This window comes from Actinosynnema sp. NPDC050801 (assembly GCF_040673975.1).
Lineage (GTDB): Bacteria > Actinomycetota > Actinomycetes > Mycobacteriales > Pseudonocardiaceae > Actinosynnema.
Map to the genome: position 1 here is coordinate 19,872 of NZ_JBFAQZ010000008.1, position 23,476 is coordinate 43,347.

The 23,476-nt window shown below is 65.2% G+C and carries 17 protein-coding genes and 1 pseudogene; 7 read left to right on the plus strand and 11 right to left on the minus strand.

All coding sequences use genetic code 11. The features are described from left to right. Nucleotides 1–35: 35 nt before the first annotated feature. The 5 genes from AB0K14_RS19470 to AB0K14_RS19490 form a co-directional block, all read right to left on the minus strand. Entirely contained in the window at nucleotides 36–1,097 is a 1,062-nt protein-coding gene (locus AB0K14_RS19470; protein ID WP_360459592.1) for a hypothetical protein, read from the minus strand. 91 nt (nucleotides 1,098–1,188) lie between these two features. Next, a complete protein-coding gene (locus AB0K14_RS19475; protein ID WP_360459590.1) occupies nucleotides 1,189–1,953 on the minus strand; it encodes a thiopeptide-type bacteriocin biosynthesis protein in 765 nt (254 codons plus the stop codon). Nucleotides 1,954–1,980: 27 nt separating this feature from the next. Further along, entirely contained in the window at nucleotides 1,981–3,051 is a 1,071-nt protein-coding gene (locus tag AB0K14_RS19480) for an integrase core domain-containing protein (protein ID WP_360459588.1), read from the minus strand. 238 nt (nucleotides 3,052–3,289) lie between these two features. Continuing rightward, nucleotides 3,290–3,793 (minus strand): hypothetical protein, encoded by a 504-nt coding sequence (locus AB0K14_RS19485; protein WP_360459586.1) that lies wholly within the window; start codon nucleotides 3,791–3,793, stop codon nucleotides 3,290–3,292. Between the two features lie 239 nt (nucleotides 3,794–4,032). Further along, on the minus strand, nucleotides 4,033–4,437 hold the full coding sequence (locus AB0K14_RS19490) for an integrase core domain-containing protein (RefSeq protein ID WP_360459584.1): 405 nt from the start codon (nucleotides 4,435–4,437) through the stop codon (nucleotides 4,033–4,035). Nucleotides 4,438–4,549: 112 nt separating this feature from the next. On the opposite strand from AB0K14_RS19490, the gene AB0K14_RS19495 reads away from it, so the two are divergent. Continuing rightward, the gene (locus tag AB0K14_RS19495; RefSeq protein WP_360459582.1) at nucleotides 4,550–4,843 is read left to right on the plus strand and encodes an integrase core domain-containing protein; all 294 of its coding nucleotides are present in this window, start codon (nucleotides 4,550–4,552) and stop codon (nucleotides 4,841–4,843) included. Nucleotides 4,844–4,900: 57 nt separating this feature from the next. Here the strand turns inward: AB0K14_RS19495 and AB0K14_RS19500 are convergent, their stop codons facing one another. Continuing rightward, nucleotides 4,901–7,162, minus strand: coding sequence for a hypothetical protein (locus AB0K14_RS19500; RefSeq protein WP_360459580.1), 2,262 nt, complete (start codon nucleotides 7,160–7,162; stop codon nucleotides 4,901–4,903). A 3-nt stretch (nucleotides 7,163–7,165) separates the two neighbouring features. Beyond that, nucleotides 7,166–10,624: a hypothetical protein gene (locus AB0K14_RS19505; RefSeq protein WP_360459578.1), complete on the minus strand. Its 3,459-nt coding sequence runs from the start codon at nucleotides 10,622–10,624 to the stop codon at nucleotides 7,166–7,168. 714 nt (nucleotides 10,625–11,338) lie between these two features. Here AB0K14_RS19505 and AB0K14_RS19510 point away from each other — a divergent pair. Next, nucleotides 11,339–11,683 carry a DUF6247 family protein gene (locus AB0K14_RS19510; protein ID WP_360459576.1) on the plus strand — a complete coding sequence of 115 codons (345 nt, stop codon included), beginning with the start codon at nucleotides 11,339–11,341 and terminating at the stop codon, nucleotides 11,681–11,683. Between the two features lie 92 nt (nucleotides 11,684–11,775). Continuing rightward, on the plus strand, nucleotides 11,776–11,940 hold the full coding sequence (locus tag AB0K14_RS19515; RefSeq protein ID WP_360459574.1) for a hypothetical protein: 165 nt from the start codon (nucleotides 11,776–11,778) through the stop codon (nucleotides 11,938–11,940). A gap of 374 nt (nucleotides 11,941–12,314) precedes the next feature. On the opposite strand, the gene AB0K14_RS19520 is transcribed toward AB0K14_RS19515, so the two are convergent. Together AB0K14_RS19520 and AB0K14_RS19525 are read right to left on the minus strand one after the other, a co-directional pair. Then, complete coding sequence (locus AB0K14_RS19520; protein ID WP_360459611.1) at nucleotides 12,315–12,896, minus strand: site-specific integrase; 582 nt, start codon at nucleotides 12,894–12,896, stop codon at nucleotides 12,315–12,317. A gap of 33 nt (nucleotides 12,897–12,929) precedes the next feature. Next, nucleotides 12,930–14,027, minus strand: a complete 1,098-nt coding sequence (locus tag AB0K14_RS19525) for an integrase core domain-containing protein (RefSeq protein WP_360459572.1) — start codon at nucleotides 14,025–14,027, stop codon at nucleotides 12,930–12,932. Between the two features lie 1,064 nt (nucleotides 14,028–15,091). On the opposite strand from AB0K14_RS19525, the gene AB0K14_RS19530 reads away from it, so the two are divergent. The 3 genes from AB0K14_RS19530 to AB0K14_RS19540 all read left to right on the plus strand — a co-directional run bounded on the left by AB0K14_RS19530 (nucleotide 15,092) and on the right by AB0K14_RS19540 (nucleotide 20,536). Next, nucleotides 15,092–18,094, plus strand: a complete 3,003-nt coding sequence (locus AB0K14_RS19530) for an NACHT domain-containing protein (protein ID WP_360459570.1) — start codon at nucleotides 15,092–15,094, stop codon at nucleotides 18,092–18,094. A gap of 1,129 nt (nucleotides 18,095–19,223) precedes the next feature. Beyond that, on the plus strand, nucleotides 19,224–19,985 hold the full coding sequence (locus AB0K14_RS19535) for a hypothetical protein (protein WP_360459568.1): 762 nt from the start codon (nucleotides 19,224–19,226) through the stop codon (nucleotides 19,983–19,985). A gap of 35 nt (nucleotides 19,986–20,020) precedes the next feature. Further along, nucleotides 20,021–20,536: a dirigent protein gene (locus AB0K14_RS19540; protein WP_360459566.1), complete on the plus strand. Its 516-nt coding sequence runs from the start codon at nucleotides 20,021–20,023 to the stop codon at nucleotides 20,534–20,536. Here AB0K14_RS19540 and AB0K14_RS19545 read toward each other — a convergent pair. Both AB0K14_RS19545 and panD read right to left on the minus strand, forming a co-directional pair. After that, nucleotides 20,526–21,665: an ABC transporter substrate-binding protein gene (locus tag AB0K14_RS19545; protein ID WP_360459564.1), complete on the minus strand. Its 1,140-nt coding sequence runs from the start codon at nucleotides 21,663–21,665 to the stop codon at nucleotides 20,526–20,528. The genes AB0K14_RS19540 and AB0K14_RS19545 overlap by 11 nt on opposite strands. A gap of 550 nt (nucleotides 21,666–22,215) precedes the next feature. Continuing rightward, nucleotides 22,216–22,477 (minus strand): annotated as a pseudogene (gene panD, locus AB0K14_RS19550) (aspartate 1-decarboxylase); the annotation flags it as partial. A 382-nt stretch (nucleotides 22,478–22,859) separates the two neighbouring features. Between panD and AB0K14_RS19555 the strand changes: the two are divergent. Further along, nucleotides 22,860–23,285 (plus strand): transposase, encoded by a 426-nt coding sequence (locus AB0K14_RS19555; RefSeq protein ID WP_360459609.1) that lies wholly within the window; start codon nucleotides 22,860–22,862, stop codon nucleotides 23,283–23,285. Nucleotides 23,286–23,476: the final 191 nt, after the last annotated feature.

The window sequence follows — 23,476 nt, forward strand, 5'->3', positions numbered from 1 at the left end:
GGTGAAGCGTGCATGAGTCGGTGGTCACTGCGTTCTCAGGTGGTGGTCGGGTGCGGCCGATCGGGGCCGCGAGCGGAGGTGAGCAGGTCGACCAGGATGGCCAAGGCGTGCCGGGTAGCGGCAACGAGAGAGTTCAGAAGGTGCTGGGGCATGGCGCGTGGTCCCGTACCCGATGCCTCGATGACGCGTGTGAGTGCTTGCTCGTCGGCCGTCGGGTGCAGGCGCCCGTGGTGAGCGAGGAGGCTGGCAGCGTGTGCGTCACCTGTCTGTACTGCGAGTTGGACGAGTGCCGTTGTGATCTCCTTGGCTGCGGTGGGGTGGATGGCCTGGGCGAGTTCGGCGGTGCAGAGTCCGAGGCGGGTGTGGAACACGACGCTTTCAGGTTGGAGTGGCATCGCCCGATAGGCGTCGATCATATCGGCCGTCGCGATGTCGTGGGCTCGTCCTGCCAGGTGTAGGCAGAGTGTGCGGAGGCATGCCGTGACCGCGTGTTCCCACGGCTGAGGTGCGTTGGTGGCGTCGAGCATGGCGAGGGCTTGTTCGGTGTGGCCGCGTAGTGCGTGGGAGAGGGTGGCGGCTTGGCGGCCGTCGAGCATGCGGTCGCCGATGCCGTTGTAGCGCTGTAGGTGGGGAAGGAGGTCATCCCATCGGCCTGTGGTGGTGAGCGCGCGGGTTCCGTCGGCCAGAAGGATTGCCCAGAGGAATCGGCGTAGGTGCTGCCGGTCTTCCGGTTGCTGTAGGAGGTTGGCGAAGTCCACGTCGTGGCCGTCGATACGTGCGGTGGTGCCGGTGGTCGCGGCGTGGAAGGTGTCCTGGTAGATCCGGTAGGCGGTGATGCCGTCGCCGCGTCGTGTCGCGAGGCGTCCGAGGTTGACGAGGGGTTCGAGGGCGTACTGGGCGGTTGTGGCGGCCAGGGGTGCTGCGGCGTGCAGGGCGGTGAACTGTCGCAAGCACAGCTCGCGGGCCAGGTCGGGAAGTCCGCAGTCGCTGGCGACGAGCGCGGCTTTGTTCAGTGCCTGCACGACACCGCTCAAGCGATCTTGTCGCGCTGTGTCCGACGGCAGGGTTGCGAGTCGGTGGATCTCGTCGATGCGCACGGACAGTGGGCGAGCTGCTGGCCGACCGCGGGGCACGAGGGGAAAGCATGCCGTCAGCCGCGTGAGCGCGGTGGTGGGCATGGTCTGTTGGTCAGGGTTGACGGGCATCGGTTGGTCCCCGGCTTGTGGACTGGCCGCCATGGTGGCGTGGGTGTGTCGTTCGGTGGGTGTCATCGGTGAACATGGCGTCGGTGGCGGCGTGGGCCAGCAGCGTCTTGGTGTGCGGGTCGAGCCCGAGGCGGTTCCAGTGGAACAGGACGTGGTGGGCGAGTACGGCTCGCAGGCCCCGTCGCAGCGCGCCGGTGTCGGCGAGGTCGCGCAGGGCGCGGCCGGTGACGGCGAACGCGGTGATCCAGGCGGCCGACGGTTCGGCGTCGGCCGGCAGCAGGCTGCCGGGTGAGGTGTCGGTGATCATGAGCCGCCGAAGCTGGGCTCGTAGGCGGTGCAGCCGGTCCGGTGGCGTGCCGGTGGGCAGTGGGGATTGGTGTTCAGTGACGCGGGCCCAGACGTCGCCTTGTTCATACCAGTCCTGGCCCGCGCCGCGCAGCAGCGTGCTGCACAGCAGAACGGACAACTCGCGCTTTCCGATCGCCGCCTGCCCGGTGCGCAGATAGGCGAGGATATGGCGGCTGTCGGCATGGAAGAGGCGGTGGGCCACGGTCATGCCGTCGGGGCCGCCGAAGGCGTGCACCTCGGGCTCGTAGATCGTTTCGGTGGCCGAGGCGAGGTGACCGGCTTCGGTGAGTGCCTGGAGCCGGAGGCGGAAAAACTCCACACCGTCGTGGTCGTCGGGGTCGGTGGCGAACCGCAGCCGCCAGTAGGGGTTCTTGCGGGTGAAGAACCTGTCGGGTGTCAAAAGTCGGCTACAGGGCCTGACCTGTGGTTAGGCGGCTGCGTGTTCGTACTCGTTGATCAGGCCGCCGAGGACTGGTCGACGACGTATCGAGGTGCGGCCCGGCTCTGCGATGGGGTGGTCCGGTCGTGGTGGTGTGAGTTGTAGTGCTCGGTGTGGTCGGCGGTGGTTGTAGTGGGTCGCGTAGTGGTTCAGCACTGTCTGCAGGTGGTGTTCGTTGATGATGAGCAGTCGGTCGGTGACTTCGCGCCGAACGGTGCCGACGAACCGTTCGGCGTGGGCGTTGGCTCGCGGGCACCGTGGCGGGATCTTCACGACGTGGACGCCTGCGCCGGAGAGAGCCGCGTCGAACGAGATGGTGAACTGGCCGGCCCGGTCGCGGATGAGGAATCGGAAGTCGTCTGCCCGGTCGCTGAGGTCCATCAGTAGGTTGCGGGCTTGTTGTGTGGTCCATGCCCCGTCGGGGTTCGTGGTGACGCCGAGGATGTGGACGTATCGGGTGGCGACCTCCATCACGAAGAACACGTAGATCCGCTTGAGGGTGACCGCACAGTCGACGTGGAAGAAGTCGCAGGCCAGCAGGCTCGCGGCCTGGGTGCGGAGGAACCGCCGCCAGGAGGTGTCGGTGTCGCGCCGGGGCGCGGGTGGGATCCGCAGGCGCTTGAGCACGCGCCGTACGGTCGAGTCGGCCACTCGATGACCGAGCTTGAGCAGTTCGCCTTGAATTCTGCGGTAGACCCAGCCGGCGTTCTCCCGGGCCATGCGCTCGATCAACGCCACGATGGTGTCGTCGACCGGCGGTCGGCCGGTGTGATGGGGATAGGTCCACTTTCTCGCGACCAGGCGCCGGTGCCATCGCAGGAGCGTTCCCGGTGTCACCAACCGGTGCTCGCGCAGCCGATGGGGGAGTCGGCGAACCAGGGCGGCGAGTACAGCGCGGTCGGCCCAGTCCCACCGTGGGCGGGGGTTGGTCCGGCGCAGCACGGCGACCTCGTGCCGCAGCACCAGCAGTTCGACGTCCTTGGCCGCGGAGGACCGGCCGAGCAGAACCAACCAGTCACCGAGTCGGACGAAGATCAGGTACAGCAGTCGTAACGCCACACCTCACGATCATGCCCTGGAGATCCAGCGTGCACGATCGTCGCAGCTCAGCACCCCAATGCAGAGTTCTGACACCCCACAGGCGTCCACCTGTGCGACGTCGCGGATCTCTGCTTCGCTGGTGCCGTCCGAGCGGGATCGGGCCAGGTTGACGCTGCTACCGAGGCGGATTTGACGGCAGAGCACCGAGTTGCGTGTCGGGGGGGCGCTCCGGAGGCGGCGCTGGTGTGCGGATGGCTCAGTCCAGCCCGGCACGCTTCCGATAGCCCGCGTAGTCGTCGGCGACCACCCGGTGCGCCCGTTCGACGATGTCCCGCAGCTCGGCCGGCTCGACCTCCGCCACCTGCAGCTCGCCTTCGAGGTGCCGGGCGGTCAGCCACATCCGGTCACCGAATCGGAACAGGAACGAGTGGAACGGGAACGTGATCTCGCCCCACTCCAGGAACGACAGCCGCTCGGCCCACGACGCCAGGACCGGGTCGTGCTCTCTCTCGGCGACCAAGCGCTCGTGCAGCGCCCGCGGGTCGGTGCCGAGCATCGCCGCGTGCGGCGCCAGATCGGGCCAATCGTCCAGCGCACGCAGCGTCAACCCCACCCGGAGCAGGAAGTTCGGCACGTACACCTGGTCGTCCCGGAACGTGAGGTCTTCGCCGCCGAGGTAGATCTTGACAGAACGCAGCTGTGCGTGCTCGACCTCGGCCGGCCCGACCAGGACCCCGAACCGCGCCCGATCACCGATCAACCGAACCCCTCCAGGTATTCCGGACATGCGCACCGTACCGGCACGACGGGCTGCCCTCTGCGCATTTTCCGCAGAGCAATCCCGCCCAGGGCGAGTTCACGCAGCGCAGTGCTCACAGCCGCGGGCCGTCCTGGCAGCACCGGACTATCCGCATCCGCACTGAACCACTGCCGCGTACTGCACCGACGACGCCAAAGCCCAGTCGGCCCTGTGCCTACCGAAAATGCCGTCCGTGCTGGTCAGGCGGCGTGGTTGTACTCGTTGAGGATGCCACTTAGTCGTTGCCGTTGGCGGATGTCGAGTCGGGTGAGGGCCGCCTGGTCGGTGGCTGGCTGTGGCAGTGGTTGTAGTGGTCGGGCGTTGTCGATGCCCTGGTGGGGCCGGTGGGTGTTGTAGGACCGCTCGTACTCGTGCAGCGCGTGGAGCAGGTGCTGCTGATTCCAGATCAGCGTTCGGTCGAGAAGTTCACGGCGGCAGCTGCGGATCCAGCGTTCCATGATCGCGTTCATGCGCGGGATCCGGACTCCGCTGAGGACGACCTGGATGCCGGCGTCGGCGAGGACGGCGTCGAACAGTGCCGGGTACTTCCCGTCCCGGTCTCGGATCAGGAATCGCGCGTGTCTGCCCGCGTCTTCGAGGTCCATGGCGAGGTTCCTGGCGGTTTGGGTGACCCAGGCTGCGGTCGGGTGCGCTGTGGCGCCGAGGACGCGGATCCGGCGGTTGGCGTGCTCGATCACCGCGAGCACGTAGAGGCGGGTGCCGTTCAGGGTGGTGGTCTCGAAACCGCGCTCTCACCTGCATGGATGGGGTTATCGGCAGGCACAGGGTCGGACCGGGTCGTGCTTCGATAACGCGGTCGCGGAGTCGTTCTTCGCTACCCTCAAGACCGAGATCGGCACGACGGTCTGGAAGACCTGCGGCGACGCCCGACGGGACGTGTTCGCCTACCTGGGCTACTACAACCACGACCGTCTACATTCGACACTCGGCTACCGCACGCCGCACGAAGTCCGCGTCGGCTATCGTCAAGGTCTCGCCCTCGTGGCATGAAATCCGGTGTCCGGTCTTCGGGGACAACTTCACGCCTCAGGTCAGCACGACTCGACGCTATGACGGCAGCGTGATCGTCGTAGAGCCTGACCCGGCGGTGTCGTCGTCAACCAGGTACGCGACGATGGTCACGATGTTGCCGCTCGTGGCCTCGGCGGGCGCTGTGTAGGTCGCCTTCTTGGGATCGTCGTGGTCGGCCACGACCGTGCCCGAGTCGGCTGGGTACACGACCCAGCGGAGCTTGTCGGCGTCGCCGGTGTCCACGGTTGCAGTCAAGGCGAGCTTGGCCCCGAAGTTGACCGTCGCGTTCGCCGGCTGCACGTCGATGGTGCTCGGCGGCATCACCCGGACCGTTGCCGTGCCGGTCTCGGCCGCGTTGGCGGTGTTCACCGCCTGCAAGATCACGTCGGTGACCTCGTCGATCCGGCCGGGCGCCACGTACATGTACTCGCCCTGCTTCCGTCCTTGCTTGACCGAGCCAGTGCTCGGCGAGAGCGTCCACGTGGCGGTGAGCGCCCTGCCGGTGGCGTCGGTGGTCGACAGTCGGACGATGTGGCCGGGCGCTACCAGCGACATCGCCGGTTGGACGTCGACGCCCTGTGGGGCCGGAGTGTTCGCGACGAGCGCCATCGCGCTGCCGTGCACGGTGAGGTCTGCGCTGTCGATCGCCGTGACCACGACGATCTGCGCCGACGAGATGCTGGCCGGTGCCTTGTACACGCCCGTGTCGCGGTCGATGGAGCCGACGCCGATCGGCTTGGACTGCCACATGATCTTCGCTTGGCCTGGTGCGGTCGCTGTGAACTGGACTGTGCCGCCCGGCGGAACTGTCGTCGTCGCGGGCGTCACGGCGATCGGCATCACTGCGTTGCCTGTCAGGTAGACGCCGTTGGGCAGCGCCGCCTTCGTCAGTTGGACTGTGTGGGGCGACTGGAAGAGGAGGCTCTTCAGGCGAAAGGCGTCGATCGTCGCCAGGGTGAACGACTTGAGCGTGTTCAGCAGAGCCTTCGTAGAGACCTCGATCATCTCATCGGTGTAGGTCCGTGCTTGGCACCAGAACTGCTCCCAACCAGACGGTTCCTCCACGACCTTCAGGGAGACCGAAGGACTCGAGAACGCGAACGACACCTTGCTCGAGGCAGGATCGACGGTGGGTGTTCCGCCTGTGCAGCTGTAGTCGATTTCGAGCGTCGACGGGGAGGTGATGGAAAAGGTGAATACGACGGGTTCGCCTTTGGGATTGAAATGGAAACTTTCCATGAGTCCGGTTACTTCTTGGCTGAACTGCGTCGTCCACGCGGCGACGAGCTGACCGCTCGATACCGTCAGGTTGAAGCCACTCAACGGCATCTGCACGGCGGCCAGGTTGCCACCTGCGTCACTCGTCCATGGCGGCTGGCCGGCGTTGTAGTACTCGTTCCATTGGTTCTCGTAGTATTGTGTTCCGAAGGGGCCGGACGTGATCGCGCCGCCCGAGCCGACGATCCACGAAACGTTTTCCGCCTGCTTGCGGCTGAACTTCGTGCCGAAGGGCGAGAAGGTGTTGTCGAGGTCGTTGCTCAGCGCACCGAACAAGGAGGGCTGGGAGATCAGCAAGGCGACCTTGGCGTCGTCCGGGATGGGATACTCAGCCAAGGGAGCGACGGGACCTTCCTGGCCGTCGGTTTTGATGAGCAGGAGGACGCAGCTGTCGGGCTTCGTCGGGTGCTTCTGGGTCGTGACCCTGAAGGACGTGGGGGTCAGTGACGGCGCCACCGGCTCGTTGCCGATGATGCCGAGGGTGTAGGTGGCGGCGTTGTCGCGGAAGTAGGTGCGCGCGGCGTCGCCGAGCCTCGTGTTCAGCACCGATGCGGGATCGATGCCGCTTACGGTCGGTGAGTAGGCCGAGGCCCCCAGGTCCATGACGACGGCACCGAGCTGGTTCACCTCGCCCTTCACCTTGGCGAGCGTCAGTGGCCCCGTGAGCTTCGACTCGTTCGGGCGAACCAAGGCCGCGCTGACGAATGCCAACGTGTTCAGGTCGAGCGTGACGAGTGCGCCGCTCATCAACTCCATCTCGACCTTGGCAGTCGAGTCCTGTGCCTGCACGGAGAGAGAGGGCGGGCCTAGCGTGGCATCGAGGATCAGCATCGATGTGTCGCCGTCGCTCAAGGCGCAGCGAAGGAGCGTCTCGGCCCTGTTGTTGGTGGACCCGATCTCCAGGAACTCCTGGAAGAAAAGGGCATTGACCTGTTCGAGGTTCATGGCGAACACGGCGTCCCATCCGTTGGTGGCGGATGGGTCTTGTAGCGCCTGCGCGATACTTTCGGTGGTGAGCATCTCTTACTCAGTCCCCTCTGCGACCGCTTGCGTACCCTTGACCTGCACGGTGTCCAGGAGTAGCTCCAGCCCGCCACCGAGATAGCCGATGAAGTCGACGAGGACGCTGCTGGCGATGGCAAATGGCGCCAGCTCGACGTTCATCCGGATCGGTGACAACGTGAGCCAGCCGAACATCATCGGGAAGGCCGTGAGGATGCTGGCGATCGCCGCGCCCGGCCTCTGGTGTTGGGTCGAGTCGAGGTAGATCCCGTAACCCAAGGACGCCAGACCGGCCGCCGTGCTCAGGAAAGCGATGATGTCATTGGAGTCATCCTTGTGCAGCGTGCGCCACGCCTCGACGGCTTTGAAGGTGAAGACCAGGAGCGGAGGGCCAGAAAGCGCCGCAGCGAAGGCGAGCTCTTTCCACTGATCCGGATACCCGTGACGCAGGCCCCAGACGGCGCCGCTGAACACGACGTTGAGTCCCGTCAGCCAGCCCGGACAGTTCGACGCCAAGATGTCGGCGGCAGTAGCCGGGATGACCTGCACCATCCGGGTGATGTCGGAGGCCAGGGCGCAGCCCCACGGCATCGGAGAACCGAGCTGGTTCGTCATCGGACCGGTGAGGGCGGTGGGCAGCTTGCCGGTCGGAAACGGCTCGTGCTCGACACCTTCCACAAGCTTGTAGACGAGCGTGCAGGGCACTGCGGCCGCGAGCGCACCCAGCGAATACATGTTGAGCGTCGCGTCGTTGGGGTACCCGGCGGCTTCCGCCATCCACTTCCACAGAATGTTCAGGAAGCCCAGCGGCAGCTCTTCGCGGAACAACTTGTCAAGCTGCTCGACGCCGGCGCCAAGGAGCGTCACGACCGCATCGACGATGGTGTCCATCAAGTCGAGGACGGCGAGCGTCACCTCCCTGGCCATCTCGATCAGGTCGGGAACGGCTTTGGTGGAGAAGTCGGCCGGATCGGTCACGGTCACCCAAACCGCGTCCCGGAACTTGTCCAGCGCTTTCTGGAACTCGCTCCCACTGTCGGACAGATGGCTCTCCACCGTCTTCCAGAGATCGTCGACGGCGCCACTCATTCTGAAAGCGGATGTGTCGGGTGGGTATGCCGCCACCTTGTCGTGGAGCCAGTTGTGGTGAGGGTTGGCGACGACGTCGGTCGGCGCTGCCTTCCCGGCGACCGGATCATTCGACGTTGGTGCGCTGGGGTTCTGCCAGTGTCCGAGGTCGCTAAAGGTCTTCCCGGCGTAGTCCTTCTGAATGGCGTCGAAGGCGTCGTTGACGTTGTGCTTCTGCTGCGCGAACCACCCGTCGGCGACGGTCTGCACCTGGCCGGCGAGCCCCACCAGGTACGGAGCGATGCCCTCCACGCTCTGCTGGATCGCCATCTTCGTGCGCCAGATGGCGCCGAAGTCGAAGAGCGCCTCCAGCCATTCGACGACCTTGTCGATGTCGGCATCGACGGAGTTGAAGAAGCCGTGCATGAAGCTAGCGGCCTTTTCGATCCCGTCGATCGGCAAGTGGAGCGCCTTACCGACGAACTCCGCGAAGTCGAGGGTGAACTCGACGATCTTGCGGGCGACGTCCACCACGAAGTGGGCGACCTTGACAACGAAGTTCTTGATGCCTTCGAAGATGTCACCGAAGAAGTGCTTGAGGTCGTCCCAGAAGCTGCCCAGCTGGTGGAGCCCCGCTCCTCCGGAGTGCGCCCGGAGGGCCGCCTCATCGTGGAACAGCTCGAACGACGTCTGGTCCTTCATCAAAGAGCCGCCGAACCCATGGACGCCGGGCGGGGGAGTGCCCAAGGCCACGAGGGCCCCATACTGGATCGCGGACGCGACGTTCGTGGCGGTATCGGGATCCTTGCTGTCGCTGGCACCGGGGGCGAGCAACGCGCCGTTTACCTTGGCCGCCTTCAGGGTGGCGCCGTCGCTCGTGAACGGCGCCAGGGGACCACCACCGCGGTCGGACGGGTTGGTGGGGTTGAGCGTTCCCTTGCCGGAGAGGTACTCGTGGAGTCCACCCGCAGGCCGGACGGTCGCCGCCTCGGGCAGCCCCTCGCAGCTCACCACCAGGTTGGGGCAGGCCAGCCCGTGCTCGGTGGCGGTAATGGCCATCGTGAGCTTGCCGAAGATGTCGGTGGTGAGCGTGGCTCCCTTCTCGTTGACGAGATGGAGGCCGCCTCCAGCCCACACCTCGACCGCCGAGCAGCCCTTCTCGACTGCCACGGTGACCTCGTGGTTCGCCAAGGCCCGGGCGTTCGCGTCGACGACGCGAACCTCGACACGGTGGCGCGACACCTCGTAGGCCTTGGTCTCGTGTCGGAGGACCTGCTGGGTCTTCCACATGCGCGACGTGGCGTCGAGCTCGTGCAAGCGCAGCGAGAAGTCACCGCCGTCGACGGCGAACAGCGACGGAGCCGCGGCTGGGTTCATGTCGCTCACGACCCGCCCGATGCCCTTGTCGAGAGGGAGGAAGGGGGCCCAGTTGGGAGTGCCGTCATCCCGCCATGGTTGATTGACCGACTGGTGCAGCACCCAGAGGCCGAGCTCGCTGTCGACCGCGTACACGTGCAGTGAGCCGTCCTCGGCGACGTGACCAGTTGCGCCAGACATGGATCCGTTGCCGATTTTCTGCACCACGGCGGTGCTCGTGCCGGCCTGGGCCCAGCAGTGCAGCGCCGAGCGCTTCTGCTCGTCCTGGCCTACGAACACGAAGATGGCCGTCGTGCCCAGACCGGACGGGCTCGCGTAGCCCAGGGCCACGTGCCCGACCGTCGCCGTGAACTGCGTGACGGGAGACGGGCCCACCACGTTGGCCTGGGTGATGTCGCCGACGACCGTGTGCGCTTTCCCGCCGATGTTAGCGAGGATTGAGAAGGACGCCTCGTCGGTCATGCAGAGCTGGAAATCGTCACCGGAGAGGGCGCCTTGCACGTCGTGGACGGTGGCGACGAAGGGATCGGTCATCCCCGTCTGGTGCGCCGTCACCAGGTCGCCCTTCGCCGTCAACCCGTAGATGACCGCAGCGCCCTCGGTCGTGTAGGCGACACGCGGATGAGACAGGGCCCCGCCGGTCACTGCGATCGGCGCCGACCAAGTCACCCCATCCGATCCGAGGGTGGCGGAGTGGAGCTGGCCCCCGCTGTCGACGAAGAACCCGTAGACGGTGTTCTGGAACGGGACGCAGGCGGCGACCTGATCGGCCGCCTGACCAGAGAAGAGGGGCGTGGCGCGCCAGCCGCTGTCGGTCTGCCGGTCGCGGCTGATGTGGCAGACCTGCTTGTTCACGACGGCCAAGGCCTCGGCTGCACCGTGGGAGGGGTTGATGAACGACGCGACCGGGGCCGGACTCGTCGACTCGACGATGATGCTTGCAGACGTGATGATGTCCTGGCTCAGCACGCTGTTCGCGTGGAGCTCCAGCGGCTGAGTAGGGGGCGGAGACGTCACTTCGGCCACTGCTGTCATGAGCCGTTCCCTTTCGCAGATGGTCGCTGCGTGGTTACTTAGGCCACGACTGCGCAGCCGCGATCAGGCATGCTTCTCGAACGACTCGGCTGTCCGCGGTGGCAACACGCTTCTGATCCGAGGCATTAAGTCCGCGGCTCCGTAGCCCCCTTGTCCTAATGACCGTGACGCTCGTCGTCATCGTCGGGCCAGATTCTGCCACAGACAGTGCTGGGTCGCGCACGGAGAGGAGTTGCCCGCGCGGGGCGCGCACTCATCGCTCTGGTTGCGGGCGGTGTTCACCGCGACAGGTGCGTCACGCTGTTCGCGGTCGCTCAGCCTGGGGCGGTGAGCGCGCGCAGCCGGGCGAGGCCGTTGCAGAGCAGCTCGGCCCAGGGCGCACGCGCGGGTAGGTGCAGCGTGACACGGCGCGAGCGGCGGGCTCGCTGGGTGGGCAACGAGAACAACCGCAGTCGGAGCCGCTTGGGTTCCCTGTGAGGTGCCAATAGTCGGCCACGCGAGCTGACCTGCGCTTATGCTGCTGTGGGTTCATGCTCGTTGATCAGGCCGCCGAGGATGGTTCGGCGGCGTATTGACGTATGGACCGGCGGTCTGTGAAGGCTCGTGCTCAAGCTGTCGGTCGTGAGTATCTTTCAGACACTTTCACTGTGGTGGCTTCCCGGTCGTGATCGACGACGGGCGGACGTTCGTGGCGGTTGGTCGTTAGGGTGGGGTATGGCCTCTCCTGCTGCGTCGATGCCGGCCGGTGGCGATCCGGTGGTGCCTGCGGCTGATCCGGTGGCGATTCGGGCTGCGTTGACGCCGATGCTGGTGGCGGAGTTCGATCGTGAGTGGGAGCTGGTGTTGGAGCGGGCCAAGGTGTCGAAGGACCTGGCCGGGATACGGGATCTGTTGGGCAAGTGGCGGCACATCGCCTACGGGGAGTTGCGCGACCCGGGCTCGTACTACCGGATGTTGGCCAAGGCCGAGCAGGTCCAGCGCCTGGGTGCCAATCCGGATGCGGTGTCGTTGGAGGAGATGAAGGCGCTGTTGCGTCAGCGTCAGGGGCGGGCCGAGTAGTCGGTGTATCGCGTCGTGCCGACGCGGCGACGTTGGAGCAGGTCGCCGCACTGCCTGTGGAGGCGCTGTCGGCGTATGCCGAGGTGCTGGCGGTGTTGAAGTTGCAGCCGTGGAACGGCCGTCCGCAGCACGAGGACAATCCTGGCGCGGCGGTGCGGTACTGGGGCTTCGGACCGGATGGGGCGGGTCAGGTCGTGTACTTGATCCTGGAGGAGCAGCGCGAGGTGCACCTGCTGTTGGTGCAGTGGCTGGGCTGATCCTGTCGGCTGCTGGGTTGCGTTTGCCGGAATGTCGTTCGTGTGAGTCGGGCGGCAGTTCACGACTTCCAGGAGCACGTGGGAGCGGGTGCTGGGAGCAGAATGGGAGCCGTCGGACGCGCTGAATAGCGCTGAACCGCATTCAACGGCGCCCAATAGCCGCGTTTTTCCTGCGCTAATTCTATTTGTGCTGGCGGAGACGTTATATCGGCTTCATTCACACCGAAGAGGTCACTGGTTCGATCCCAGTATCGCCCACAGTGTGTTTTACCTGGTCAACGGCTCGTAGACGATCTTCGTCTGCGGGCCGTTGATCGTTCGTGGGAGCAAAATGGGAGCAAAAGATCTTGACCACATTTGCCGCTCCGAAGAGGTCACAGTGTTTTGCTCCCATACTGCTCCCAACGGGCTTGGAGTCCGGCGAGCATCGCGTCGATCATCGGGCGGGTGACGTGGGAGTAGACGCCCATGACGCCGCGGAACTTGTGCCCGATCCTCTTGTGCTGCAGTACTTCGGGGACGCCGTCTTCGATCATCCAGGTCTTGTGGGTGTGGCGCAGGTCGTGGAAGTGCATGTGCGGCTTGATCGGCGACCGTCCCAGGGTCGAGTCGCCCCGCACGGCGGGTAGCCAGACCCGGCGGCGGAAGTTGGACCGCCGGTGCAGTCCGCCGTCCTGCCCGGTGAACACGAACCGCGCCGTGGGTTTCTCGCAGCGCAGCTCGGCGAGCAGTTCGCTGAGGAATTTGGGCAGGTGCACGGTGCGGACGCTGGCGGGGGTCTTGGGCGGGCCGAGGTGGAGCTTGCCGTGCAGTTCGTGCAGGGCGTCGACGTGGATCTCCTGCTTGTCCAGGTCGACCCGTGACCACTGCAGCCCGGCCAGTTCACCCCAGCGCATGCCCGTGTAGGCCGCCGTGACGATCAGGACGGCATTGCCAGCCGTCGCTCGTTCGGCCAGCGCTGCGCTTGCCGAAAATACCGTCCGTGCAGGTCAGGCTGCGTAGTGGTACTCGTTGAGGATGCCTCCCAGTCGTTGCCGCCTGCGGATGTCGAGGTGGGTGACGGCTGCTTGGTCGGCCGCTGGTTGTGGCAGTGGTTGTAGCGGTCGGGCGTTGGCGATGCCTTGGTGGGGGCGGTGGTTGTTGTAGAAGCGCTCGTACTCGCGTAGGGCGTGGAGTAGGTGCTGTTGGTTCCATATGAGTGTGCGGTCGAGGAGTTCGCGTCGGCAGCTTTGGATCCAGCGTTCCATGATCGCGTTCATGCGCGGGATGCGGACGCCGCTGAGGATGACCTGGATGCCCGCGTCGGCGAGGACGGCGTCGAACAGTGCCGGGTACTTCCCGTCCCGGTCGCGGATCATGAACCGTGCGTGTTTGCCCGAGTCTTCGAGGTCCATGACGAGGTTCCTGGCGGCTTGGGTGACCCAGGAGGCGGTGGGGTGTGCGGTGGTGCCCAGGACTCTGATTCGGCGGCTGGTGTGCTCGATGACCGCGAGTACGTACTGGCGGGTGCCGCTCAACGTAGAGGTCTCGAAGAAATCGCAGGCCAGTAGAGCCTCGGCCTGGGAGCGGAGGAAGGCCGGCCATGTCGTCGAGGTGCGCTCGAGAGTGGGGTCGATCCCTGTGTCCTTGAGGATTTGCCAGACGGTGGATGCTGCGACCTTGACGCCGAGCACGAGGAGTTCGCCGTGGATGCGGCGGTAGCCCCAGGTGGGATTCTCCCGCGCCAGGCGCAGCACCAGGAGCCGGACCGAGCGGACGGTCCATGGACGGCCGGGCCGCCTGGGACGGGATCTGGCTGCATGGCGGCGTGCGAGGAGGTCGCGGTGCCACCGAAGCACTGTCTCCGGGCGTACCAGTAGTCGGAGCCGACGAAGCGCATCGGCCGGGAGTCGGTGCAGCAGTGCCGCGAGGAATGCCCGGTCGCCGGGGGAGAACCGCGGACGGGCGTCACCGAGTTGGCGTTCCAGGAGGGTGATCTGGTGCCGTAGCGCCAGGATTTCCGTGTCTTTGTCCCGGTCGCTCATGGGCAGCAGGCGCAGCAGTGCGAAGGCGTTGGTCACGCCGAGGTAGGCCAGTCGGAGCAGCACAGCCGGTCATCATGCCGTTCTAGCGTCGATGCCGCGGGGGACGGAAGCCGTGCCCAGTGAGCGCTTCGAGGACCGGGCTTCATGGGCCCTCTGCCTGCCTGCGTGGATGAGGTTATCGGCAGGCACAGGATCGCTACGCTATGGCGTAGAGGTCGACCACACTTCTTCGCGACAAGGCGTCGATGCCACCGCAGGAGGTTGCCCGGGTCATCAATCGGTGCTCGCGTATCAGTCGTGGCAGGTGCCGTGTCAACGCGGTGAGCACTGCGCTATCGGGCCACTCCAGGCGCGGGCGCGGAGTGGTCCCGCGTAGCACGGCGACTTCGTGTCGTAGCACGAGCAGTTCGACATCCTTGGTCGCGGGGGCCCGGCCGAGGAGCACCAGCCAACCACCGAGTCGGACGAAGTTCAGGTACGCAGCCGTACCGCCATACCGCAGGATCACGCCCTTAAGGCCCAGGGGGCAGAATCACCACAGCGCAGCGCCCAGAGCGGAGTTCCAGCACCCTTTAGGCTTTGCGGGACTGGGCCGGACTCCGCGCTCGGCCAGTCACCCGGAGATCCGCTCCATCTACCTCCTCGCCGCCGCCCAGCTTGCCCGGTACCTGTTGCCTGTATCTGGCCGAGCAGTCACCAGATCCGGCCGCTGATGACGCGGGCGGCGACCCTGTCTTCGCCGAAGATAGCGTCCGTGCAGGTCAGCAGGGTGGTGGTAATCGTTAGGCATGCGGTGCAGTGGTGGTCGTCAGCGGATGGCGAGGTGAGTGAAAGCTGCTCAATCGGTGGCCGGTTGTGGTACCGGGTGTAGTGGTTAGGTGTTGACTCGCTTACGCAGTTGGTCAGGATTCCTCCCTTCAGGCACCAAAGTCCTCATGATCGAGGGTTGACGGTCTCCGTCGAACCTGGTATGAGAATAACTTGTTCTAAGTCGGAGTAGTATCAAGCGCAAGTTGGGGTCCACACGGCTGTCTGAGCCGAGCCAATCGTGTCGGTTGGGTAACAAGTTCGGTACAGCATGCGATCTTTGAGGTCCTTGAGACCCAATAACAGTTATGGAGCCGCGCGTGGCCTGGCGCCCTTCGACCGCCACCGTTACTGTAGTCGCGATCGCGATCGCACTGGTGGGCAACGTTGCCACGAACACCGTGTCGGTTGACGAGGCGTGGACGTGGTGGCCGACAGTGGTATGGATGGCTGTCGGATTACTGACTATGGTTGCCGTCGCCATCGAGATGATGCGCCAGCGTCCAGGCGGACGGTTGTCCATGTTGAGAGACTCAGATGTGGCGGACCTTCCCGTCATCGTTGACCGCCTGGCCGCAGTGGTACGTAAGCAGTGGCGAGACGAAATCACGCGACATGCCCTCAACGATCCATACCCCTTGTCGATCAAGTGGGAACCGGCTCCCGTCGATCTCGTCGCCGACTGGACGGATGTGGCCCGTCTGGCAGCACGTGGTTCTGGATGGCGACGAGGTGACCATTCATGGGCCGACTCAGCTGATCATTTAGCTGAAAATGGTCAGAACCTGGTCGAAGTGTGGCGCAAAGTTCCCACCGGCAGACTAGTAGTACTAGGTGAACCTGGGGCAGGCAAGACGATGCTTTTGGCCCGGTTCGTTATCGATCTATTAGACCCAGCAGCACGCGTGCCAGGAGATCCAGTTCCGATATTAGTATCTATTGCCTCTTGGAACCCTGACGAGCGGAGCCTGCGAGCATGGCTCGGCGAACGCCTCGCTGTCGACCATCCGGCACTCAGACGCGAACGCAATATAGGACGATCTCTGGTCGAATCCTTGTTTGATAACGGTCTGATCATCATGATCTTAGACGGCTTGGACGAAATTCCAGAGTCGCTACGCGGTCGTGCACTTGCTCGACTCAACCAGGAGTTAGACCACGGTCAGCCATTAATTCTGAGTAGCCGTACCGATGCTTATAGGGCGGCGACGCGGCCACTTGATGGTGTGGAAGTCACATTAACCGGCGCACCCGGGATTCGCTTACTGCCCGTGGATGTCAGTGAGTTCGTCGCCTATCTACGCAGCAGTTCAGGCGGGCCGAACAGAAAACGAAGATGGGATGGAGTCGCTAGTTCGGTCGCGGACGGTGGTGTTCTCGCCGAAGTACTGGCGACTCCTTTGATGGCCATGCTTGCGCGCACTATCTACAACACTTCTTCCGGACATCACACCGCGGACGGTGTGGCTCATCCGGATGAATTGCTACGCCTGCGTGATCGCACTGCCATCGAGCAACACCTATTTGATGGATTTATCGCGGCTTCTTATCGATTGCATCCTAACCGGCGATTGCGCTGGCATCCGGACGACGCTGCGAAGTGGCTCGGTTACTTGGCCTATCACTTGGAAAGAGATCAGCGCGGTTCGACGGATCTGGCATGGTGGCGACTCCATCTCCTCAAAACGCCTATGATGCCGTCGAAGTGGTTTATCATCGCCACCTGCGGCGCATTAGCCGCAGGGTCCGGTATTGCGGCAGGTGTATTCTATTCGTCCGTCTACTTTCGACCTGTGACATGGGCACTTGCGCCGATAGCAGCCCTTTCTGTAGGACTCGTTTTCTGTATAGTGATGTGGCTGACCGGCCGGTTTGATGCAGCTCTCTCCTCCAGCGCTATCGTCGCTATCAGTAGTGGCTTGGCGATCGACCTCGGTGGTGACCTCTACTTGAACGCGCCGTGGACTCAGCCATCATTGTTGATCAGTGTCGGTCTTGCTGCAGGTTTTGCGTATCCGCTTAGGGCTCGACTGCCGAGCGCGCAAAAAGCAGGAGCAATGACGGCTATCGCTACTTTTGTCCTGTTAACCCCCTTGTACGGCAACATACCAGAATACCCGGTTGGCTTTTACTTTAGTGTCAGGGATGGTGTTCTCGCCGGCACGCTGGTGCTGATAGTGATGATGTGTGCCACCGCTCGATCCGGTGAAGTAACCTCGATCGCTAGAACAGGACCGTTCGCGCTCACGTCAGTGTGTGTCATTGTAGTTAGTGCATGGCTATTTATTCCGGTCGAAAACACAGGGGATGTGCACTGGTCGTGGTATGCTTCCACGAGAAGTATAAGCGTTCTTTCTCTTATTCTGATATTTTCCCTTATTATACGCATAGACAATCTAACGCTGGCGCGACGAGGGACCGGCATAGCGATCGCCCTGCTGGCGATCGCTATGCTGACGGCCCGACAAGCTCTTGATACGGCGTCGATCTCTGATTGTTTGATAGTTGCTGCCTTGGCCGGTATCGTAATGTGGATCACCGTTGCTGCGCCTCGACGGCATCGGACAGTGTATCGAGGCTACGGCACCGGGCAGCACCAACGCGATTGGATTACTACCCCTAGGTTTGCCGCACTGGGTTTCGGATTCGTGAATGGTGTCTACAACACTCCTCATTACGGGCTTGCAGTAGGGCTGGTTGTTGGCTTGACCGTAGAATTGACGGCCCGCCGCCAAGCTTCTGGCAATCCGGCTCTGGCTTTGCGCTTCACACGACGAGGCTTTGCACTTGCGACTACGGTTTGTGTCGGCGCAATCATGCTGCTTAGCGCACGTGAGTTCACGATCCGTGAAGCCGGTATTATGGGTGTGATCATTGGAATGGCTGTCGGCGTCGCCTACGGCATGGATGCGCCGTCGATGATCGCTCCTGTGCGCTCTCCAAGGCAGGTGCTAACTCAAGATCGCACGACGTTCTTAGTGTGTTTTGCTGGGGTTGTGATCGCCGCCGTCGTAGCCATTGGCTTTACGGCTGGAATGGGCACAAATTTTCACGGGCACAGCGCTGCGGTCGGTGGTGCGACTTACGGTTTAGCAACTGGAGCGCTGGTCGCCGCGAGCCGGACCCAATGGCTACACTACACAGCGAACCGGCTTGGCTTAGCTTTGCGCGGGCACATTCCCTTGGCGTTCATGAAGTTTCTGGCCGACGCTCACACCGTGCATGGGGTGCTCCGCCAGGAAGGTGCCTCCTATCAATTTCGACACCTCGATATGCAACGTCGGTTGGCCTCGACTTATGCGCAGAGAACTGCTCGGCGGTGAGAGGGTGGGGCGGGTGCTGGCCGGTCGTAGTAGCATAGCCGGTCATCATGTCGTGCTGGTCGATGCCAGGACGGATGGCAGCTGAAACCCGTGAGCGCTTCGAGCTCTTCGGGCTTCGCGTGCTCGCTACTCGCGTGGATGGAATTTTCGGAGTTACAGCTGCGCTCGGATGCCGAACTGCCCGGCCGGACCTAAGCGCCGAAGGGCCGCACGCCGGTGATGCGGGTCACCGAGAAACGGCTGGGTCAGCGGGCGTTCCGGCGACCGTTCCAATGCGACAGCGGGTGGGACGGCCGTCTGGGAACCTGTGTCGCATCGGCCCTAGTACGAGCGTCTTGATCGCGGTTCGTGTCGGTGGGCGTCCGGTGCATTGACGTGCGGAGTAGTCCCACTCACGAGCTATCAGTCTGCGGTGCTAGTAGCGTGTCGCTGCTTAGTTGTGGCGCTTGCGGCTGGGTGTGGGGTGCAGAAGTCGGCCGCATGGTCTGACCTGCGGTTAGGCTGCGGTGGGTTCGTACTCGTTGATGAGGCCGCCGAGGACTGGTCGGCGGCGTATCGAGGTGTAGCCCGGCTCTGCGGTCGGTAGGTCTGGTCGCGGTGGTGCGAGTTGCAGTGCTCGGTGGGGTCGATGGATGGGGTTATCGGCAGGCACAAGGCCAGTCGGAGCAGCACAGCCGGTCATCATGCCGCGTCAGCCGAGGACACTGCGGACCTGCAGTCGCACTCACGAGCACTCGGCCCCCTCGCGCCACGCACGGCTTCAACCTGCATGGATGGAGTTATCGGCAGGCACAGCGTCGGTGTCGGCCATGGTGTCCCGGCCGCAGTGGGCGCCGAGCGCGTGCGGGACGTGGAGCCGCCTTCCTGGCCGGACAGCGAAGGGTGGGCGCGCACCGCCCCCAAGCTCACGTCCTACCGGTCGACGTCGCCGAGGGATGCCGCGGGCGTGCGAACCCCGCGTGCAGGCGGTTGGTTGACCTTCACCCGTTCCTGCGGCAACGAGGGGCTCGCCATGTGCACGAAAGGGTGAATTACCGTCCCGTCTGAGCGAAGTACCGGTGCTGCTCCTGCCTTGCACGACGTCGGTCGCCGTAGCGTCGGGAAGGGGCCGAGCACCAGGGAGACGCGCATGCTGTGGAGCAGTGTCCTGGTCGTGGGTGGCGTCGTCGCCACGAGCGTCCTGGCGGCCGGGGTGGTGGACCGTTTGATCTCCCGTGAGGCGCGGGCCCGGTACCACGACGTCTCCGGGAACTTCTTCGCGGCGGTGGGCGCCTTCTACGCGATCCTGGTCGCTTTCGTCGTGGTCGCCGTGTGGGAGGACATGGAGGCGGCCAAGAAGAACACCTACGCCGAGGCCAGTGCGTTGCCCGGTCTCTACTTCGCCTCCACTGCGTTCTCGGATGAGGACAAGGCCGCCTTTCAGGCGATCACCGTCGACTACGCGCGGGCGGTGATCGTGGAGGAGTGGCCGTTGCTGCGGGAAGGCCGAGCGAGTCCCGCCGTGGACGAGGTGGCCAGGAGGATGCGCCGGGCGATCGTGACGATCGAGGTCGAGACACCGCGTCAGCAAGGCCTGTACTCGGCCATGATCGAACGGGTCAACACCGTCAACACCATGCGCAGGGAGCGGTTGAACGAGGCGACCCCCTCGGTGCCCCGGTTCTTCTGGGTCGGGCTCATCGTCGGCGGCATCCTGGTCATCGGCTTCGCCTTGTTTTTCGGCACGCCCACCTTCCTGCCGCACGCGTTGATGATCGGCGTGCTGGCCGCGCTCGTGGCCGCGTCCCTGTACTTCACCCACCTCATGGACCACCCGTTCCAGGGCACCGTGGCGGTGTCCCCGGAGGCGTTCCGCATCGCCTTGGTCCAGATGGGACAGACACCACCGTGACAGCACGCGTGAGAGAACGAGGAGTGACTATGTCCATGACGTTCGCACGTCCCTGGCTCCGGTTCGGCGTCCTCGTTGCCGTCGTGGCCGTGCTGCCCGCGGCCACGGCCGGCGCCGGTCCCGCGGAACGGACGGCACACCGGGAGTCGGCACCGGCCCGGACGGTCGAGTTGATCGCCCAGCGCGGGGTGCTGAGCCTGCCGTCGACGCCTGCCGTCGGCGCACCGTTCGTGGCCGGCGGCGACCTGCTCGACCCCGCCGGCACCAAGGTGGGCGAGGGCTATTCGAGTTGCCTGATCGCCAAGGTCGCGCTGTCGGAGTTGACCGCGCACTGCACCTCGGCGTTCCGTCTGGTCGACGGCGAGATCCACCTGTCCAGCCTGCGTGTCTACACGGTGCAGGAGGTCACTACGTTCAAGGACGGGCCGATGGCGGTCGTCGGCGGCACGGGCGCGTACCGCGACGCCCGTGGCGAGGCCAGCACGGTCAAACAAGCCGGGGACCTGACGAAGCCCGTCTCCTACAAGTTCACCATCACGCTCACCGACTGATCCTCAGTTCGCCGTCGAGGTTCACGGCGGCCACCCGGTCGGTCGCCACGATGCGCAGCCGTGGTCGTCCGCCGGCGTTGTGCCACTGGCCTCCGGCCAGCGCCAGGGTGGCGATGCCCGGTGCCGGACCGCGAGACCAGTCGAGCCTGCCCGCGATGGTGTCGACCGCGGCGTCGCACAGCGCCTGCCCGACGGCTGAGCGGTCCTGCGGGTCGGCCGCCGTGCGCAGCGCGTGCAGCGCGACCTCCAGCAGCGCGTGCGCCAGGCCCAGCAGCGGGAGCCAGGCGCGCCCGGTGTCGCGCTGGTAGTCCGTTGCGAGCCGGGCGGCGGTGGTTCCGTCCACACCGGACGCCCAGTGGTGTCGTGGTGACCACGCGACCACGGTGGCGACCCGGTCCAGGGCCGGGTGGTCGACGCCGAAGGGGTAGGCCAGCCAACGGGAACAGGTGACCAGCCGCAGACCCAGCGCGCCGGACTGCTCACGGAAGCGGACGAGGTCGGCGGTGGTGGCCGCGCTGCTGACTATCCGGACACCGGCATCGCCGAAGCCGCGCACCGCCTGGGTGAGGTCGTCGACGGGTTCGCGGTAGCCGCCAGGGTCGACAAGCCTGCGGGCGCGCGACGCCGTGGGCAGGAAGCCCATGTCACGCGTGCGCAGTGCGGTGCCCTGCGGGCCGTCGTTCCACAGCAGACCGACGGGGTCCGTGCCGGACACGCGGGACCACAGGTCGGTGAAGGTGCGCGCGATGTCGTCCAGACCCCAGCAGAAGTGGTACGCCCAGCCGTCGTGCTGGACGGCGGCGCGGTAGACCTGCCAGGGCAGGGCTGTCGACACGCACGGCAGGCCCAACTCGACCGCCGCACGGGCGATGACGGGCAACACGGTGGTGCCACCCAGGCAGACGACGATGGCGGCCTGCTGCCGTGCCAGGTGGCACACCGCCGATCGGGCACCGGCCGCGGTGGACCCGTGGTCTGCGGTGACCAGCTCGACCGTGTGGGCGCCGACGTGTGGATCGAGCGCGCGGAAGCGCTCCACGATGTAGGCCAACGGCTCGCCCAGCGGTGCCAGTCGACCCGTTCGGCCGAGGACGATCCCGATGCGCAGGGCGCGCCGCCGTGGCCGCACACGAACACCGCGCGGATCGGAGCGCGACGTGTCCGTACGTGGCCGAGTCGCGTGCACGGTCGTCACCTTCTGCCCGTGTGCGCGGCCGGCGGCGACCGTCGCCGGGATCGCTGCGTCGGCCGGGATGCGTCGGGTGGTGACGGGTCCAGCCAGATCGTCATGGCGGCTCCACCGGAATGATCCAGTTCCGCGTCACGAAGCGCGGACGCACGATCAGATTAGGGCACAGCGGACGGCATTCGGGCAATGGGCGTCAACGTTTCGAGGGACAGTGCGCACTCGGACGAGTGGAGGTGTTCCCCGGCGCAAGGCCCGGTCCGGTTCAGCGGGTGCGGGCGGTCCACTTTGCTGGGGCGGTACGGCTGCTCCGAAGTCTCCGATGATGGAGGTGAACACCTGCGGGCGCGGCATCTGCACCGTGGCGGTCGCGGCTTCGGCCACGCCTGGTAGGCGCCGCGCCACTCTGCTCGCGCAACAGCGTCACCGACAACGTCCAAGTCGATGCCGCGTAACCGAGCCTGGAACTCCGACCGGCGGCGCTTCACGCAGTCTGGTCGTAGGCGGTGATGATCACCAGGTCCCCGGGCTGGATCAGCCGCGCCGCCGCCCCGTTGACGCCGATGATCCCGGAGCCGCTCGGACCCTCGATCACGTAGGTGCCCAGGCGGGCGCCGTTGTCGATGTCGATGATGTCAACCTTCTCCCTGGCAGGAGGTCGGCCGCCTCCATGAGGTCCCGGTCGACGGTCGGCGATCCGACGTAGTGGAGATCCGCCTGGGTGACCGTCGCCGGTGGATCTTCGATTTCAGCATGGTCCTGGCTGAGGTTGTCCCCGAAGACCGGACACCGGGATTTCATGCCACGACAGTGAGGCCTTGACGGTAGCCGATACGGACTTCGTGCGGGGTCGCGGGCGGAGGTTGGTCCGGCGCAGCACGGCGACCTCGTGCCGCAGCACCAGTAACTCCACGTCCTTGGCCGCCGACGACCTGCCGAGCAGAACCAACCAGCCGACGAGCCGGACGAAGATCGGGTACAGCAATCGTGACGCCACCCCTCACGATCTTGCCTTGGAGGCCCAGAGAGCTGGATCGCTGCAGCTCAGCATCCCAGCGCAGAGTTATGGCACCCCACAAGCGATTTGCCGGGTTGCCCCGCCGATTACGGGCGAGCTACAACCGCCCTCACGGCGTGATGCACATGCTCGCCGCACTCGACCTGACCTCCCGGAGGAACCACTATCGGATCCTGCGCCGCAAACGGCACCTGCTCGAGATCCTGCGCGCCCGATGGCCCGACCAGCGGCTCTACCTGGTCATGGACAACTTCTCCCCACACCGGCACCCCGACGTCCGTGAGTGGGCCGCCGACAACGACACCGAACTGGTGTTCCTGCCGACCTGCTCCAGCTGGTTGAACTGGATCGAGTCCGAGTTCGCCGCCCCTGCGCCACTTCGTCCAGGGCGGCACGACCACCTCAGCCACGCCGAACAGAACGCCGCCACCGGCTCGTTCATCCGCTGGCGCAACGCCGAGCTCAGCCCAAGACCGGCTTCACCACCGACTCACCCATCCGCACCTGGACCCATTACCCGGCCAAGGCTGCGTGACAAGCCATAGCCGGCGACCGTTGAGTTCATCGTCGGCATCCTCCCTCGCCCGAGCAGCGAGCCGCGCGAACGTGCTGGTACGTCGAACCGCACCTGGGCGCATCGAGGCTGCGGAGGAGCGAACCGGGCACGGGCGCTCAGCCACGACAGCACCATCGATCCGGAACGCTGTGATCGCGGCCGTAGCGGTGTCCCTGGAAG

Excerpts from the sequence above, each read along its gene's own strand:
- AB0K14_RS19490 (WP_360459584.1), bottom strand. The coding sequence starts at position 4,437 with ATGGACCTCGAAGACGCGGGCAGACACGCGCGATTCCTGATCCGAGAC.
- AB0K14_RS19500 (WP_360459580.1), bottom strand. The coding sequence starts at position 7,162 with ATGCTCACCACCGAAAGTATCGCGCAGGCGCTACAAGACCCATCCGCC.
- AB0K14_RS19505 (WP_360459578.1), bottom strand. The coding sequence starts at position 10,624 with ATGACAGCAGTGGCCGAAGTGACGTCTCCGCCCCCTACTCAGCCGCTG.
- AB0K14_RS19510 (WP_360459576.1), top strand. The coding sequence starts at position 11,339 with ATGGCCTCTCCTGCTGCGTCGATGCCGGCCGGTGGCGATCCGGTGGTG.
- AB0K14_RS19535 (WP_360459568.1), top strand. The coding sequence starts at position 19,224 with ATGCTGTGGAGCAGTGTCCTGGTCGTGGGTGGCGTCGTCGCCACGAGC.
- AB0K14_RS19540 (WP_360459566.1), top strand. The coding sequence starts at position 20,021 with ATGACGTTCGCACGTCCCTGGCTCCGGTTCGGCGTCCTCGTTGCCGTC.
- AB0K14_RS19555 (WP_360459609.1), top strand. The coding sequence starts at position 22,860 with ATGCACATGCTCGCCGCACTCGACCTGACCTCCCGGAGGAACCACTAT.